We start from the raw sequence: 18,068 nt of genomic DNA on the forward strand, positions 1-18,068 counted from the left end.
CAAAAAGCTCTCTTACATCAGCTTCTTAATCTCATCCAGTGGTAGCTCAACGGCTTTGGACACAGCTTCAGGAGTAAATCCATGAAGCAGCAATTTACGGATAATCTCCGCTTGGGCTTCTTCTTTTCCTTTTTCTTTTCCTTCTTCTATTCCTTCTTCGTATCCCCAACGTTTCCAGTGTGGCATCAACTCCATTATTGCTTCACCTTCCTCCGGGTATTGTTTCATTAATTCTCTTAGAATCTCTTCATCAGAAACCGGCTTTCACTGTAATCAAGTATAGAATCCAGCTCAGGAAAAAACAATTCAATAAATTCCTAGAAGAACATCATGCGGCATGGATACTTAACGTCAATGAGCAGCGCAAAACGACGGAAACCAATCAGGTTCCCATCGTCATATGAACAAGATTTCACGAGCAAAAAGCAATCAAGCCCGCTCACGCACAACCTCCGGAAGAGCTGCCTCCCGCCGCGCCGACGTATTTGCCGACATCAGGCTGGAGAGCTGCTTATAATTCATGGCGAACAGCATACCCAGCGCCGCCTCCATCAGGATGATGAGGTCCCTGTTCGGGATCACGAGCGGAATGGCAATCACACTAATGACGATGATCCCCCAAGGCAGGAGGTGTTCCAAATACGGCACTATGAAGCGGTTAAGCCACAGCAGGATATGCATGCCAACATAGGTGCAGATCAGCACCAGCCCCCATATCAGCACAATGTGCAGACGGCCCAGACCCAGCCGGTCAAACGCGAGGATCAGGAACAGATGGGTAAACAGAAACAGCAGCGAATGCCTGCCGACATACAGCAGCGGACTTGCGGGAGCATAGCTTTTGATACTTCGGAAGAGAGCGAACGCCCCGAACAGCACAGTCATAGACAACAGCAGATAGGGCATGGACATATTATATTTCACGTAATCTGCCTCACTCACGCCACCGTAACTTACAATCCCCAGCAGTGCGGCGGCAACCAAAGTCATGATGAGGTTCACCCGGTTACTGGCCCGGTACGCAAAGACTCCCGCCAAGAAAGCAAACAGCCAGGGAAAATACGTAAACCCGACCGTCTCTGTGAACACAACAGATTTAAGCGGAAAGTCCGGCAGCCGGTGCCCGATGAACGAATGTACCGCAAACACGGCCAGCGACAATAGCAGATACAGATAGAGCGGGGGCTTAAAAACCTTCTCCAGCAAATAGACAGTGAGGACGCCAAGCGCGATGATCTGGGGAACATCCATGATGCGAAAAGCCTGTACATCCGGTCTCCACATCAGATTGTAGGCGAACCCGATGACTGCGAACAGCACATAGAAGCCGAGCAGGGAACTGAAGCTGCGCCGCTTCACCTGCAACGTAGTAGTCACACCTGAGACCGCGAAGAACAGGACAGGGGCCACACCCGCAACAATCTGGAACACCCGTTCATTGCCGTGGAAGTACAGCGGAATATGCGCAATAATCATCAAAATACAGCTAATCCCCTTAATCGCATCCAAGGAATAATCATATGGCTTCAACCCTTCACCTTCCTCTCCGTTCATATGTATTTCAACTAGAGTATAGAGTGAAATCCAAGATCCGCCATCCCTCCAAAGTGTAGCCTTCCATAACATTTTTGCGTGTATGTATTTGAAAGTACACTTGAAGCCAAAAAAATAGAGACCCCTCAGGTCTCATTAGGTCTCTGTCGTCTCTATATCCCGTTTGCGAAGCAGCTGCCTCCGCTGTTTCCCCCGTTTAATCCACATCCGATTCGCATCATCACGGTAGAACCGGATCTGTATCCATCGCAAAGGTGTCCATCTCTCCCAGACTATAAATAGATTTGCTTCTAATTATAGACCGGGATACCTAGTTTGTTTGTCGGTTTGTGGATGGAAGGGCTAGAATATTATGTACTGTATAAAAGAACAACGCTCCCGGAATTCCGGGAACGTTGCTTAGTCTGCGGAATTAGATTATTGCTGTCCGGCAAGTATCAACCATCACCTAAACCGTGTCCCATAGTTTGCATCAGAAGTTGAGTGCTGCTGTTTGCTACGGGCTCAGTAGTACCCACAGGTATAATAATTACAATAGCCAGACTACAGGAAGCTAGAAGCTTGAACAATTTTCTTTTCATGTGAGTCCTGCACCTCTCTAATTAGAAGTTTGTATTGCGCTTGCTCTTCTTCATCTGCCAGATGCCGATGCTGTTCGAACAGATCAACACATTTGATGATATTAGTCTCGTTATTGATTCTAACAGACGATTCCAAACTTTTAAGTATAAAGATAATCCCCTTTTTGTTCTTATTATGTAGATAATAAGTTGCTAATTCAGCGAGAAATCTGGCGTATTGGTTGGCTATAACTTGTTTGTTATGAACAATGCCATACTCTGCAAGATTTGTCCGGTAAGGGATGTAGGCTGCAAACCTTTCAAGAATTGAATCAACATTCCAATCATAGCGGTTAGCCGATGAGGTAATATTGTACAAAGCTAAGAATATCTCATCTGGTCGCTCAGAGATAAAATCGACATATTCTGAGAGAACTTCATACTGCCCTGCCATCACCCGATAGAGTAGGCGGTTCGCGGTACCCCACTCCTGGAACTGGGCTACAGTCCGCTTCACTTCTTCATTATCTTCCTGTATCCAGCTTCCATCCATATAGAGGGACACCCAATCCAATGCCGATTGATAGTCACCTATTTCCTCACACACACTTGAACGGATAAGCTGTGCGTACAGGATGTAGAAGTATAGGGGTTTCTCAGTTTTTCTCTCGTTGTCTTCTCTACGGTCCGACTGACGCTGGAGATTATAACGAAGAGTCGCTAATTGCAGCATCTCCTTCGCCAGCTCATCCACCTTATGCCACTTATGCATTGAAACATAAACATGAGCGAGATGCTTCAACCCGTCCAATTGATCCGCTTCATCCAGCCGGTCCAGGTAACATTCAAAGAGATGCGCCGCCTGCAAATTCCGCGTCTGGTCGTCACCAATGGCGATTCGGAATAGACGGTATTGGCATACCGCGAGTCTCTCGGAATTCTGATACTTCTCACTGGCACTCACATTCTTATACAACAATTCGGCAGCTTGCCACAGCCCTTCTTGAAACAGTCCCTCAGCCACTTCGAACAGCATGGGGCCATAGACCAGATTCTCTAGCAGATTCTGAACCACCTGTTCAACGCAATCCAGACGGCCTAGCGCAGCTGAACGCACAAGAAACGGCCGCAGACGCCGCCAGGTTGGTGACGAATAATAGAAACATTCATCCACGTATAAGCTGTAGAAATAGTCCTCCGGCAGATCCATCGCCTTAGTGATTCGCTCCAGATGGTCCATAGCAATCGGCTGCTGACCACTAAGTATCCGGCTGAGCGTTCCTGAATTAATTCCGGATTGTCCGGAGAATTGATTAATGGACATTCTCTTCTGCGACAGATACATCGCCAGTGCATCGCGAATCATAGTTGTAGTAGGGACCACGCAGACACCACCTAACTGGAATCCAAATATTATATATTTGTTTATAGATGTAATATTATGTCACATTATTCCAATGGTCAATAGTATGGAATAGTGCAGATTAGTATAATCCGTGAACTGCGGGCAACCCACTTGCCAATCGCACTCGATTTTATTGAAATTAGATTACGCTTCCCGGTTATTGCAAAAAAATAGAGACCCTAGTGGTCTCGTAAGGTCTCTGTCGTTTCTATTCCCTGTTTACTCAAAAGCCGCCGCCGCGATCCCCGCATTATCCCGGTAGAACCGGATCTGTATTCATCGCAAAGGTGTCCATATTTCCCTAAAATGATAATTAGGCATGGTACATCACTTCCAAGACTATAAATAGCTTTGCTTCTAAGTATAGACCGGGATACCTAGTTTGTTTGTCGGTTTGTGGGTGCAGAGGGTAAAATATTAATTTCTGTATAAAAGAACAACGTTTCAGGTATTCCTGGAACGTTGCTTAGTCTGCGGAATTATATTATTGCTGCCCGGTAAGCATCATGCACCACCATAACCGTGCCACATAGTTTGAATCAAAAGTTGAGTGCCGCTGTTTTCTACGGGGTCAGTCAAGTGATAGTACCGATAGGTATATAAAAATGGTAACCAGACTACACGAAGCTAGAAGAAGAATGAATTTTCTTAGCATTAGAATTTTTCACTGTTCTGATCAGAAGTTTGTAACGCTCCATTTCTTCTTCCCCAGCTTCATACTGATATTGTTCAAACAAATCAACACAAGCGATTGTTATACTCTCATTGTTAATCGTAGGATTGGATTCCAAGCTTTGCAGCACGAAAATAAATTCATCATTTTGTTTATTGCGCAGGTAATAGACTGCCAGCTCAACTAGGAATCGGCTGTGTTGGTCCGATATAATCTGCCGATTGTAATCGCCAAATTCTGTAGAATACGTCCGGTAGGGAATATAGGAAGCAAATCGCTCCAGAATATAATCAACATTCCAATAATAGCGGTTAGCCGATAAGATAATACTATATAACGCTATGAATATCTCATTTGGTCGCTCGGAGATATATTCGACATATTCAGATAGAGCCTCATATTGTCCTGCCATCACCCGATAGAGCAGACGATTCGCGGCACCCCACTCCTGGAACTGGGCTACAGTCCGATTCACTTCTTCATTGTCCTCCTGTATCCAGCTTCCATCCATATAGAGGGACACCCAATCTAATGCCGATTGATAGTCTCCTAATTTCTCATACACAGCTGAACGGATAAGCTGCCCGTATAGGATGTAGAAGTACAGGGGTTTCTCAGTTTTTTTGTCGTTACTCTCTCTACGGTCCGACTGGCGCTGGAGATTATAACGAAGAGTCGCTAATTGCAGCATCTCCTTCGCTAGTTCATCCACCTTATGCCACCGATTCATTGAACCATAGACATGACCCAAATGCTTCAACCCGTCCAATTGATCCGCTTCATCCAGCCGGTCCAGATAACATTCGAAGAGAAGCGCCGCCTGCAAATTCCGTGTCTGGTCGTCACCAATGGCGATTCGGAACAGACGGTATTGGCATACCGCGAGTCTCTCGGAATTCTGATACTTCTCACTGGCACTCACATTCTTATACAACAATTCTGCAGCTTGCCACAGCCCCTCTTGAAACAGTCCTTCAGCCACTTCAAACAGCATGGGGGCATAGACCAGATTCTCTAGCAGATTCTGAACCACCTGTTCAACGCAATCCAGACGGCCTAGCGCAGCTGAACGCACAAGAAAGGGCCTCAGACGCCGCCAGGTTGGTGACGAGTAATAGAAGCATTCATCCACGTATAAGCTGTAGAAATAGTCCTCCGGCAGATCCATCGCCTTGGTGATTCGCTCCAGATGGTTCATAGCAATTGGCTGCTGACCACTAAGTATCCGGCTGAGCGTTCCTGAATTAATTCCAGATTGTCCGGAGAATTGATTAATGGACATTCCCTTCTGCGACAGATATGTCGCCAGTGCATCGCGAATCATAGTTGTAGTAGGGACCACGCAGACACCACCTAACTGGAATCCAAATATTATATATTTCTTTTATAGATGTAATAATATGTCACATTATCCCAATGTTCAATAGTGTAGAATGTTGCAGATTAGTATAATCCGTGAACTGAGGGCCACCCACTTCCCATTCTCACTGGATTTTACTGAAAATAGATTACGACTCCCGGTGTTTATCAGCTTTGGACTGGATAGATTGGCATTATGGCAAAAAAATAGAGACCCTAGTGGTCTCGTAAGGTCTCTGTCGTTTCGATACCGTTTGCGAAGCAGCTGCCTCCGCTGCGATCCTAGCTTCATTCACAGCCGATCCGCATTATCCCGGTAGAACCTGATCTGTATCCATAGACTATAAATAGATTTGCTTCTAAGCATAGACCGGGATACCTAGTTTGTTTGTCGGTTTGTGGATGCGGCCGTGAATATTATTAATAGTTATGTCTGAAATGTCTTATCGGCGGAACCAGCGTTTAATCTGTTTGAGAGCACTCTTCGCTTCACTTCTACAAAACACTCATGGAACAGTTCGGATATACGTTGATATTTACTGGGATGGTACCAAAGCACATCTGCAAGGTGAAATTGAACTTATATGTATATTCAACGGATCTATATAAGTTGAACTAATTTATCAGACAAGAAAATGACCATAACCAAAAGAGGTGAGGTCGATGAAAACTCGGAAAACAGAAATTGAATCCCTAATTGAGGCTATGCGAAAGACTCAAAATAAACGATTGTACGAGCGATACCAAGCCGTTTGCCTTCATTTAGAAGGGCAAAAAACGAAAGATATTTGTGCTGTTGTCAAACGAAACCGACAAACTATCGAACGGTACATCCAGGCTTTCAAGCATTATGGAATCGAAGGATTGGCCCCTGGTTATTCCACAGGAAGGCCCCATAAACTAGAGCCAGATCAAGAGAAGCGGTTGGCTCAAACCATCTCCAGCAAGCAACCTGTGGATGTTGGATTTGAAGCTCAATATAATTGGACGCTACGTCTGGTGGTTCATTATATTCAGCGGGAATTTGGTCAGAGCTTTACGCTACGGGGAGCATCTAAAGTCCTTCATTACTTAGGCTTTAGCTATACAAAGCCTACGTACACGCTCGCTCGTGCAGATCTAGACAAACAGAGGGTTTAAAGAAGAGATTTTCCCCGCTTTAAAAAAAAGTCCTTAATAACGAAATTGATCGTCTTTTGTTCGAAGATGAATCGATGATCCGAGATTACCAAGCCCTGCAATACAATTGGTTTCTCAAAGGGAAGCAACGGAAAATAAAAACACATGGACAACATCGAGGAGCCAAGTTGCTCGCTACGCTGAACTATGAAACGGGTCAAATTGTTTGTCATGAAGCCGAAAATTACGATATGTTGACCTTTGAATCTTTTCTAAAGCGTGTACTTCAGACGTATCCCGAAGGTACAATTGTGATGATTTTAGACAATGCTCGTATTCACCATGTTAATCACATTCAATCTTTCCTGAAGGAACATCCACGGCTAACTTTTGTCTTTTTACCGCCATATAGCCCTGAATTAAATATGGTCGAAGGTTTATGGAAATGGCTCCGAAGTGATGTTATTAATAACGTGTTTTTCGGGAAATTTTATTATATCCGTACTCACGTCCGTGAATTTATCCAGAGACTAAACCGTTCTTCCCATGAGGTTATTGATCGATTGTGTGTGCGGCTTTAATCTTTTGTTCAACTTATATAGTCCTTCTTTGTATGCAATAAAATCCATTTATTGAATCGTGAAATGTTGGAAATTTGCTCTACTTGTCAAATAAGAATAGATTCCCAGAGACTGTAAGCCTATGTACGATCCGTAAGCAAGTTTGTATGTAGTATTATCTTACGCATCTGGAACGGACGGAGATAGTAACCATATTTTCAGCACAGCAGGAACAGCACGACGTGTTTAAGAAGGCAATGAAGAGGTGTATTTTTTCAGCTGAGCCGTCTCGCTAGTAAACAAGCGTGTACTCGTGCCTTGCAGTGTGCACAAACCAAACACTGGATTATGGTTGACTGTATAGTAAAAACTATAATTCAGGGAGAAATGACATATCCCTCCCTGTTTATTCACCTTAATTCGGAAAATTATAGATTTGCAGTAGTAATTAAATATTTGGTGAATCCACTCAATTCAGCATAGTTTTAGCAAAATCATTGCGGAGTTTCACTATTGATTTCTTTAATTAAGTTAGTGTATGAAGAAGCAAATTTATTATTATTAAATTCCTCTTTAAACACCTGTTTATTTAGCCCACCTAATTTATCAATTGAATCTCTTTCTAATGACGACAACATCAAAATTTGATTAGCTAAATCATCTGCATTTCCGTTATCGAAACCTATTATACCTTCAGACATTCTTTCAACCTTCTTATTTCCACCAGTTTTTGAGACCACCGTTGTTTTACCTAAAGAAAGCACTTCTAAAAGTACCAAGTCAAAATAAGTTCTTCTATTAGGCAATACGAAGATATCTGATGCATTTATGAGACTACCTGGATCACTTGTCCACCCTACCTCAATCCATCTTTTATCTTTTAAAGGATTCAATGGACTCATTAAACCACCAATTAGAAATTTCACTTTTGAATTTTTTTTCCAAACTTTTTCTGCTGCCTCTTTCAATAGATCGTAACCCTTTATAGATTCATGTCTACCAACAAATGAAACAACAAACTCATCTTCACTAATATTTTTATCATATCTATATGACGTTTTGTCTATTTCATAATTCAATTCATTAGTACCAGTAAGAATATACTTTATTTGTTTGTTTTTTATAATTTTTTCAAATAAAGGCCATGTTTCAAGATATGGGTCCATTGCCTCTTCACAAGGAAAAATCAATACATCTGCTTCCGTAAAAGCTTTCTCATTTAATTTTTCATGAATATCTTTAAAACCACCCGCTCTTTTTATGCCATATCTTAAAACGTAATATTTATACATTTCTAAAAAATGAGCCTCTGGGGAATGAGAGGTCAGTATCTTTATAACTTCTTTCTTTTCTTCCCCCAAAAAATTACTTACTTTAATATAATCAATTGGAGAATGTGCATGCATTGATTTTATTGAGAAATCATTAAAAGTTCTCATATCACTTTCACAAATTATTAAATCATGTTCCCAATCATTATAAAAACCCAATTCTTTATTATAATCAAAATATTTATTCTTTAAAGATTTTAGCTTCTTAGACATTCCTGGAGGCATTATCATATCTATTTTCTGAAAAATACTTTCATCAGTTTTTTCTTTAGTTATAAATTTAAAATCACTTTCATTATTTTGTTGTAAACCTTCATGTAAATTGGCTAAATATCCTGATGGGCCGCCTTTTCTCTTGTTCATTTCTCCATCAAAGTAAATCACATGCACTGATCAATCACCACTTTTTATAATTTTTTCATTAAATACTCTAAGAGCCTTTGCGATAACTGCATCCATATCATAATATTGATACTCAGCTAATCTGCCAATGAAATGTACATTATCGAGTTGACGCGAAAGAGATTTATATTTTTTTAATATCTCGAAATTCGCATCATTTTTAATTGGATAATACGGAACATTAACGCCCGGTATATAAACTTCAGAAAACTCTTTAACAATAGAAGATAAATCGTTTTTCTGACCTGTCAAATGTTTGAATTCAGTTATACGTGTAAAGTCATAATCATTAGGATAATTCACAGTACCAACTTCTTGATACGAGGCCTGCTGAATGTCACTAAACTTAAAATTTATGGATCGATATGGTAGTTCGCCATACTTATAATCAAAAAAATAATCTATGGGGCCTGTATATATTAACTTACCATTAAATTTATTATTCATAAATCTAATTTCTGATGTATTAGTATCTATATCTATTATCTCTTTATAATCAGTGTTTGTTAACACCTTAATATTCTCGTTGTCTAAAATTTTCTCAAATAGATTCGTATAACCAAATTTAGGAGTTCCTTGGTACCTATCTTGAAAATATCGATTATCTCTGCTTATATATACTGGTACTCTTCCAGTTACAGATGCATCTAAATCCTCAGGTTGCAAACCCCATTGTTTCAATGTATAATTCAAAAAAACTTTTTCATAAATAAAATCCGCTAGATACTTTAAATCTTCATCTTCACTTTCTTTAAGTTTTAAAATTGGAATTTTGATATTATAACCAAAACTTCGAATTAGCTTTTCTTCTAATTTTGATGCAATACTCTTTGGAAACACTCCATACAGGCTATTAATATTAAAAGGAATTGGAACTTTAGCTCCATCGATAACCCCTAGTACTTGATGATGGTAAATATTCCAATCAGTAAACTGCGACAAGTAGTCCCAAACTTCTTTAATTTTTGTATGGAAAATATGTGGGCCATAATTATGCACTAGTATTCCTGCTTCATTATATGAATCAAAAGCATTACCTGCAATATGCTTTCTTTTTTCAATAATCAATACTTTTTTTTGAAGTTGATTTGCAATCCTTTCAGCTATGACACTACCTGCAAACCCTGATCCAACAATAATATAATCAAACATTAAAACTCCCCCTCTTTATTATTCCTTTTTTGCTAATAAAATAGTACATTAAAACTGTAACAAATGTCTCTGTTAATACTATAGTCAAGGCGGTTCCTTTTGCTTCAAATGCTCTTATTAACCAAAGTGACAAAATGATATTAAATATACTCCCATATACTATGATTCTAGCGAATTGCTTTTTGTAATTAAGAGGTATCATAATGAGAGTTCCAAATGTATGGTTTAGAGATAAGATTAATGGGACAATTGATAAAATCTTCAAAATCAAAATAGAATTCTCATATTGTTCTCCTAAAACTAAATAAACAATATCTTTTGAAAAAATAAAAACCACTAGAAAAATAAATATATTTATAATAGTAACAATCTTCATATATTTATTCAAAAATTGAAATGCTTTAATTTTTTGACCATTCACGTTTGTATTGAAAAGCTTTATCACATAAGGATAAACCGCTTGAGAAACTGGAGATAATATCCCTTGCAACGCTTTGATAATTTTGTCAGCAGCAGTAAAATAACCAACATATATATTGCCTGCTAGCAATCCAAGTAAAAATGTATTAGTTATCGTATATATGCTGACGGCAATAGTTGATATAAATAAATGCCATCCCTCTTTCAAATGGCTTAACAGAACCTTTCCCGATACTTTTCTTAATTTAATCTTTAATATACTTGAAACTATAATCAAGCTAATTATTCCGATCAGAATAGATGAGATACTGTTAATTAATGGTAATAAAAGATAATCTTCTTCTTTCCTAATTAATAGAAAAATTGAAATGGTAGATATAATCTTCAGAAACATATTCATATAAGTAATATATCCCATTCTTTCAATACCTTGAAATAACCATATTGGGAAGAGTGTATTACCAACTACCAGTCCAAATGTACTGATATATATATATATATTATCTTTAAACATAGGAATAGTAACTATCAATATAATAAAAGTAGTGAAACTTAATATCATAATCATTAATTTTAATATAATAATAGCAGAATATATCTCACTAACTTTTTCCTTATCATCTCTAAAAATTGAAATTTCTTTAGTTGCAGACAAATTAAACCCATAGTCAGTAAAGATGATAAAATATGTAATAAACACCTGTGCAAAGTTTATTAATCCAAATTTTTCAGGTCCAATAATTCTAACTAAATAAGGAAGCGTTATGAGGGGCAATATATAATTAAATACTTGCAACGTAAATAATGATAATATATTCTTTTTTTAATCTTTTGCTTCCTGATTCCATAATTGCTTCCTCATTCTTCTTAAATTATGTTTAAATATATATTTCAAATATACTTAATAAGTTACCTTTTTGGAGAAAAACAACGAAATTTTAAAATCCTCCATTATACAAAGTGTAGTAATATCAGAATGAACACTCGAATAAAAAACATAGAATTAATCATAAATCTAACGCTTTAGTATAAACACTTTCTAAAATACTCAATACATTTTTTATATCATATTCTTTAGATTTAATTTTACTTTCAGTCCCCATTTTATTTTTTAATTTTATATCTTTCATTATATTCTCCATTTTTTGAGCAGTAGAGCTAGAATCATCAACTTCCACTAAATAACCATTCACTCCACTTTCAACCAACTCGCGATTCCCACGAACATTTGTTGTAATGATAGGTTTTCCAGTAGCTAGGGCTTCTAATAAGGCTTTAGGAAGTCCCTCTTGTCTGGATAATAACACAACCACATCTGATAAATTCATTAATTCAGGAATATCCCTTCTAAACCCAAGAAAAGCAATTGTGTTTTTTAATCCAAGTTGATTTACTCTTTCTTCAAGCGTTTCTTTGAGAGTACCGACACCTACAATCAAACATTTAACATCATACCCTTTATTCTTCAACTCAAGGACTGAATTAATTAATTGTCCATAATTTTTCCTTTCTATAAGTTCTGCCACCTTTAGTATAATGAATTGATTCTGAGCAATATTCAATTCAATTTTCAATTCCGTTTCAACTTCCGCCGAATTCCCATTACTAAATTTTTGTAAATCCACTCCTACACCAGGAATATAAAGTACTTCTCGCTTAACTTTAAAATTCTTAGCCCTTAATGTATCCTCTTCATTTATCGTAATTAAAATATCTGTAAAATATGATAAACAGTATTCAATTATATAAAAGGCTATCCAATTAATTATTGAAGCACCTTTATAAAAATGAAATCCATGGCAGTATAAATAATTGTTGGCACTCTAGCAAACTTAGCAGCTATTCTTCCTAATACACTCGCTACTGGAGTGTGAACATGAACAACATCAATTTTTTCTTGTAAAAAACTTCTTTTTAAATTAGAAACAACTTTAAAATTATTTTTATTAAACGGATTCCTAATTAAATCAATGTCATGACAAATTATATTTAAGGCAAGCAACTCTTCCTTATGACCATCATCATAGGCGTAAACATGAACTTCTATACCTCTATCTCGTAATCTAAGAATAATTGGAATATGAAAGGCTTTTATATGGCCATATATTGAAGCAACAAAAGCAATTTTTTTTTGTTTTTTATTCATTATTATCTCCTGCATTTATTAATATAGTAATTTTTTTATTTAGCCAAGTTCTTATATAATTCCAGTAGTCTGATCGCCATAATATTCCACGAATATTTTTCTTCATACAAGAGATTTGCTTTTACTCCCATCTCTTTTGCAATATCATTGTTATTAGCAAGGAATTCAAATGCCTTCAGAATATTATTTTCATCACTATAATTAACTGATATTCCAATTTTATTATCATCTACTAAGATATCAATTCCTGTATTTTTAGCAACGATAATAGGCTTACCTAACATCATAGCTTCATATAATTTATTCGGACTTGAAAACTTATGATTAGGTACGCTCGGATCGTAAATGGCAAATAATACACTTGCATCTCTCGATACATTTAATCCTTCTTCATAACTTACCTTACCAATAAAACTTATATTATTTGAGTTTTTAATTGTTTCTACTATTTGTTGTTCTAATCTTCCAAATCCCGCTATAACAAATTCCCAATTTGTATTTCTTTTAACAAAATCTATAATCTCAAGTATGCATCTACCATTTTGGAGTATACCTATATATACAATTTTGAATTTAGAACTTTGAAAATCATTTTTGATAATACTAATTTGTTTAGGAGAGTTATGTATTACCTCTAAAATATGCGGGTGACTTCCCTCTATTTGTTTTTTTCTAGTTTCGTTAACTATTATTACAGCATTGCTCATGTTGATTACTTTTAAATCAATAAATCTAATAATAGATTTTAAAAATGCTGGTACACTAAAAGCATCAGTATAAAAATCAAAAATATCATAAACTAATTTTTTCTTGAAAGCATATTTTAGTACAAGAGATGGAAGCACCGTGTCAAAATCACAGGCATGAATTGTGTCAATTGTTTTTCTGTTTTTTAGTAACCAAAATAAAAGTCTTAGTTGAAACATAAACAAGGGAATTAAAGTTTTTATTCCATTCCCAAAACCAGCTTTTACTCCAATACGATTGATATATACGTTTTTCCCACCTAGGTGTAGACTTCCTTCACTATTTCTATTTTCATTTCGATCCCATCCAATTATTCTAACATCATACCCCCCTTCTATAAGAGTCTCTACTTCTTTTTCAACTCTTGGGTCTGGATTAACAGGGGTTGGATCTTATAAATATTATTCTCATCTTTCATCCGACTCTCATTATTTAGTATATGTGTGCATGAGTATTTTCCCTTGTATTTGATTGTCTATAAATTTCTCAATAGTCCTATAACCAGCTTCAGAAATGGAATTATAATCAATACTATTTTCCAGAATTCCTAAAATTCTCTCATACATTTCCTTATGATCATTTTTTTCAACAATGATTCCAGTACGCATATGAGAAATTATATCCTTTACACCTTCTACTTCATAACATACAACAGGTAACTTTGCAGCCATAGCTTCTGAAAGCACTACTGGCATTCCTTCATACCTTGACGTTAGGATAAAAAGGTCTGCTGCAAAATAATATTTCGCTATATCATTTTGGTTGCCTATTAATTTCACATATCTACTTAGATTATATTCAAGGATTTCTCTTTCCAGCCTTTTCCGTTCTATACCTTCGCCTACAATAAGAAAGCAAAACTTTTCATATCTTTTTTTTAGTAAATCGGCTATTTTGATTACATCTTCAAATCCTTTCTGAGGACTCAACCTTCCCACGCATAGAATAGTAAAAATCCCTTCTTGTAGATTTAAAGAATTGCGAATTGTAGGTTTGCTTATCTCTCGCCATTCAGATTTCATTATTTTTTCTCCAGAAAATATAGTAGGTAAAATTATAATTTTTTCCAATGGAACATTCTTTTTTTGGTGGATATATTCTTTCACTTCTGAAGAAACACATATAAACTGAGAAGTAGTATTAACTATTTTTTTTTCCAAATAAAGAACAATTTTCTTTCGCCAAGACTCAACTAAATGCTGAGTATGAACATGTTTAACTTTTGTTAACTTAAACTTTAATAGTACCTGTACTGACATAGCCATTTTACTTTCATGAGTATGAATTACATTAGGTTTATATAGCTCAACAAAATTCTTTATCATAACTAATCTCTTCAAAAAAGAGATTCTGCTTTTATACTTGACTACCTGTACCCTTTTATCTATATATTCTTTGAAAGACTCCTCAACGAAATCAGGAACTAGCAACGTGACATCATGATTTAATACTGCTAAATTATTCGCATATTCGATTTGAACTCGCTCAGCACCACCAAAGGCTAAAGCATCGCTAACTTGTAGGATTTTCAATTGAACCCTCTTCTTTCCTTTTATATCCGAATAAAATCACAAAAACAGCTATGGAAGAAATAACAGATATTAATATATAATCTCCAACTAAACAAGATAATACAAACGCCAGTAACGGGTAAATCGCATAATCATTAATTGGATAATTATGGTTAATTATAATGAAAATTAAGCCTGCTAATAATACAAACATTAATGTTAGTCCAATCACACCAATTTGACTAACTAATAGTAAATAAGAATTTTCCATTGATATACTTCTTCCAGTATTCAAGCCATTTCCAAAAAAAATAGTCTTATCTATATTATTGAAAAAGTACGACCAATCTTCTGATCTTCCATTCAACCCAACAGTATCATTTCTAAATCTCAACCAGTCAAAAATCTTTTCTTTAATCTCACCTTTACCAAAGACATATAAAACAGCGATTAATATCCCTCCAGAGGCAAAGGATATCAAAAGAATATTTCTTTTATAATTCCTAATTAAAAAAACAATGAAATAAAAAAACAATATAAATAGAGCTTGCCTAGAATTTGTTAATATAATTGCCCCAATAACTAATAATAAAAATAATATTTTTTTGGCTTTACCAATATTTTTAATTTCATCAAATAAGAATATTGTGGGTAATGATAATAATAAATAAAGGGCAAGAACATTAGGATCATTAAAAACCGAGATAGCTCTATTATAATTAGAAAAAGCAATAAAATCAGTTTTCCATCTAAGGATAGAATAATAATCAGGACTATGAATACTAACTATTATTTCAGGATATACAAATTGTACGATGGCTAATGAGCTAATAGTCAATAATACTAATACATTCAATTTCAAAATTTTGAAAGCATCTACAAAAGAATACTTAGACAAAATAATAATTGAGAGACTTAGAATTAAAGGTTCAATATATAGCCTCAACGCAGAAATTGAATCTATAATATCCTTTGACCCTAATGTAAAAAGTACTAATATGATAATGATAGCACTATATAGCAGAACTACATTAATTATAAATCTTGTGTTGTTTATCGCAATTATTCTAATAAGCGCTACACATAAAAGTAAGATTAATATTATTTCAAGCATATTCCCAAAATTAAGAGACCACTCTTTTATCAAGGGGAAAAAGGGCATACTCCCTAAGAGAATACTTGACGACAGCCTAAGAAAATAAAATTGATTCTTATAGATATCGTTTGAATTCAGAAGATTCATTTTATCATTCCTCAAACTAGTATATAAAATACTAATAATAATTAAGCTAATGTGATAAACATAAAATTAGATTCAAACTAAAATAGATATTTAATAAGTTTAATAATTTGAAATTGATCATCATAAGATAATGTACTTCCAGAAGGTAAACAAATTCCTTGCTCAAAAATCCATTTACCAGTAGATACATGCGCATGAGAAAAATTCGCATTGCCCTTATATAGTTCTTGCATGTTCATTGGTTTCCAAGTATGTCTTGATTCAATGTTATTGCTTTCTAATTCTTTAATAATCGTACTTGGTGTTATTGAATATCCTTTATTAATAGTCATTACTGTTAACCAATAATTTGGATCACCATTTTTATTAATTGGCATAAATTGAATTGGTAAATCCTTCAGTTCATTAACATATCGTAGATGTACCTCTTTCTTTTTCAAGACGCGTGAATTTAAAACTTCTAATTGTCCTCTCCCAATCCCAGCACAAATATTTGATATTCTATAATTATAACCAATTTCCTTGTGCTCATAATGGTTTGCAGGTTCTCTTGACTGTGTTGCCCAAAAACGCATCTTCTTAATTGCAGCCTCGTCATTGGATACAACCATCCCCCCACCAGAGGTTGTAATGATCTTGTTCCCATTAAACGAGAAAATACTAATATCACCAAACGTGCCACACTTTTTCCCTTTATAGGTTGCACCTAACGCTTCTGCAGCATCCTCAATTACGGGTACACCGTATTTTTTGCAAATAGGAAGAAGTTGATCATAATCAGCACTTTGTCCATAAAGATCTACGATAATAATAGCTTTAGGCATTTTATTTTCTGTTTTTGCCCATTCAAAAGCTTTTTCGAGTGCAATCGGAGACATATTCCATGTTTCTGGTTCAGAGTCAATAAATACTGGATTAGCATATTGGTATAAGATCGGGTTACAACTGCCTGCAAAAGTTAAACCTGAGCAGAATACATAATCCCCAGGGCCGACTCCGTAGTATTTTAATGCCAGATGAATCCCAGCAGTGCCTGAAGAAAGGGCTAATGCATGATCCACCCCAACATATTCACACACTTCCTCTTCAAACTTGTCTACATTTGTTCCTAAGGGCGCTATCCAATTCGTATCAAATGCTTCTTGGATATATTTCATTTCATTTCCGCTCATGTGAGGAGGAGATAGGAATATACGTTCTCTAGTCATTTTATCGTCACCTTTTATATTAATTAAACTTTATAGGTTTAGCTGGCGAACCTACCGCCGTACAATTCGCTGGTAGATCTCTAACTACCACAGCACCAGCTCCAACAATAGTTCCTTCTTCGATGGTTATACCTTGTATCACTTGAGAGCCTGTTCCTAATTCTACATTATTGTTAACCAAAGTATTTCCAGAGAGGTTAACACTTGGATACAATGTAGAATAATCGCCGATTACAGCATCGTGTCCAATAGTGCAATCTAAGTTAACAATAACATGGGTACCTAGTGTGATATTTACTGTTAGTATAGAGCCTGCACATATAATACTGCCTTCACCAATGTCTACCCATTCCGACATTACTACAGAAGGATCTATTAATGTCACGTAATTGATATATGAGAATCTTGATAATTCAGAAATTGATTTCCTTCTGGTCTTTGCATTGCCTATAGTGGAAACTACTGAAATATTTGCTTCTCTTGTACCGAACCATTCCACGCCCCCCAAAACCGGAATGCCATTGATAGTTTCACCTTTAAGGGCTGAATTGTTATCTATAAATCCAATAAGGTTCCAAGTTTCCTTAACCCGATTAATATTACTCACTAACCAGGCAACTTCTCTTCCGAATCCACCTGCTCCTATAAGTACAAGGTCCTGCATGGATATTTTTCCTC

Annotated in this window: 14 protein-coding genes and 1 pseudogene; 1 reads left to right on the forward strand and 14 read right to left on the reverse strand. The window is 36.2% G+C overall.

The window, feature by feature from the left end; all coding sequences use genetic code 11:
• Positions 1-12: 12 nt before the first annotated feature.
• The 4 genes from P40081_RS29230 to P40081_RS29245 form a co-directional block, all read right to left on the reverse strand.
• Positions 13-228: a hypothetical protein gene (locus tag P40081_RS29230; RefSeq protein WP_042139634.1), complete on the reverse strand. Its 216-nt coding sequence runs from the start codon at positions 226-228 to the stop codon at positions 13-15.
• Positions 229-429: 201 nt separating this feature from the next.
• A complete protein-coding gene (locus P40081_RS29235; RefSeq protein WP_042139636.1) occupies positions 430-1,530 on the reverse strand; it encodes a hypothetical protein in 1,101 nt (366 codons plus the stop codon).
• Positions 1,531-2,097: 567 nt separating this feature from the next.
• Complete coding sequence (locus tag P40081_RS29240) at positions 2,098-3,498, reverse strand: helix-turn-helix domain-containing protein (RefSeq protein ID WP_156118727.1); 1,401 nt, start codon at positions 3,496-3,498, stop codon at positions 2,098-2,100.
• 638 nt (positions 3,499-4,136) lie between these two features.
• The gene (locus P40081_RS29245; protein WP_052422069.1) at positions 4,137-5,534 is read right to left on the reverse strand and encodes a helix-turn-helix domain-containing protein; all 1,398 of its coding nucleotides are present in this window, start codon (positions 5,532-5,534) and stop codon (positions 4,137-4,139) included.
• A 680-nt stretch (positions 5,535-6,214) separates the two neighbouring features.
• Here P40081_RS29245 and P40081_RS37925 point away from each other — a divergent pair.
• A pseudogene (locus P40081_RS37925) lies at positions 6,215-7,251 on the forward strand (IS630 family transposase).
• A gap of 473 nt (positions 7,252-7,724) precedes the next feature.
• Here P40081_RS37925 and P40081_RS29260 read toward each other — a convergent pair.
• The 10 genes from P40081_RS29260 to P40081_RS29300 form a co-directional block, all read right to left on the reverse strand.
• Complete coding sequence (locus P40081_RS29260; RefSeq protein WP_156118728.1) at positions 7,725-8,924, reverse strand: glycosyltransferase family 4 protein; 1,200 nt, start codon at positions 8,922-8,924, stop codon at positions 7,725-7,727.
• A gap of 30 nt (positions 8,925-8,954) precedes the next feature.
• Positions 8,955-10,115 (reverse strand): UDP-galactopyranose mutase, encoded by a 1,161-nt coding sequence (glf, locus tag P40081_RS29265; RefSeq protein ID WP_042139640.1) that lies wholly within the window; start codon positions 10,113-10,115, stop codon positions 8,955-8,957.
• Positions 10,108-11,349: a flippase gene (locus tag P40081_RS29270; protein WP_042139641.1), complete on the reverse strand. Its 1,242-nt coding sequence runs from the start codon at positions 11,347-11,349 to the stop codon at positions 10,108-10,110. The genes glf and P40081_RS29270 overlap by 8 nt, the downstream gene beginning before the upstream one ends.
• 193 nt (positions 11,350-11,542) lie before the next feature.
• Entirely contained in the window at positions 11,543-12,160 is a 618-nt protein-coding gene (locus P40081_RS37105) for a glycosyltransferase (RefSeq protein WP_197074298.1), read from the reverse strand.
• Between the two features lie 140 nt (positions 12,161-12,300).
• A complete protein-coding gene (locus tag P40081_RS37930) occupies positions 12,301-12,681 on the reverse strand; it encodes a glycosyltransferase (protein ID WP_052422072.1) in 381 nt (126 codons plus the stop codon).
• 35 nt (positions 12,682-12,716) lie between these two features.
• A complete protein-coding gene (locus tag P40081_RS29280) occupies positions 12,717-13,526 on the reverse strand; it encodes a glycosyltransferase family 4 protein (protein WP_197074299.1) in 810 nt (269 codons plus the stop codon).
• A gap of 330 nt (positions 13,527-13,856) precedes the next feature.
• On the reverse strand, positions 13,857-14,960 hold the full coding sequence (locus P40081_RS29285) for a glycosyltransferase (RefSeq protein WP_042139642.1): 1,104 nt from the start codon (positions 14,958-14,960) through the stop codon (positions 13,857-13,859).
• Positions 14,941-16,182, reverse strand: a complete 1,242-nt coding sequence (locus P40081_RS29290; protein WP_042139643.1) for an O-antigen ligase family protein — start codon at positions 16,180-16,182, stop codon at positions 14,941-14,943. The genes P40081_RS29285 and P40081_RS29290 overlap by 20 nt, the downstream gene beginning before the upstream one ends.
• A 77-nt stretch (positions 16,183-16,259) precedes the next feature.
• Positions 16,260-17,390 carry a DegT/DnrJ/EryC1/StrS family aminotransferase gene (locus P40081_RS29295; protein ID WP_042139644.1) on the reverse strand — a complete coding sequence of 377 codons (1,131 nt, stop codon included), beginning with the start codon at positions 17,388-17,390 and terminating at the stop codon, positions 16,260-16,262.
• A 19-nt stretch (positions 17,391-17,409) separates the two neighbouring features.
• Entirely contained in the window at positions 17,410-18,054 is a 645-nt protein-coding gene (locus P40081_RS29300; RefSeq protein WP_042139645.1) for an acetyltransferase, read from the reverse strand.
• Positions 18,055-18,068 lie beyond the last annotated feature (14 nt).

Origin of the sequence: Paenibacillus sp. FSL P4-0081 (genome assembly GCF_000758565.1) — a bacterium.
In the GTDB taxonomy this organism is placed as follows: domain Bacteria; phylum Bacillota; class Bacilli; order Paenibacillales; family Paenibacillaceae; genus Paenibacillus_AQ; species Paenibacillus_AQ phytohabitans.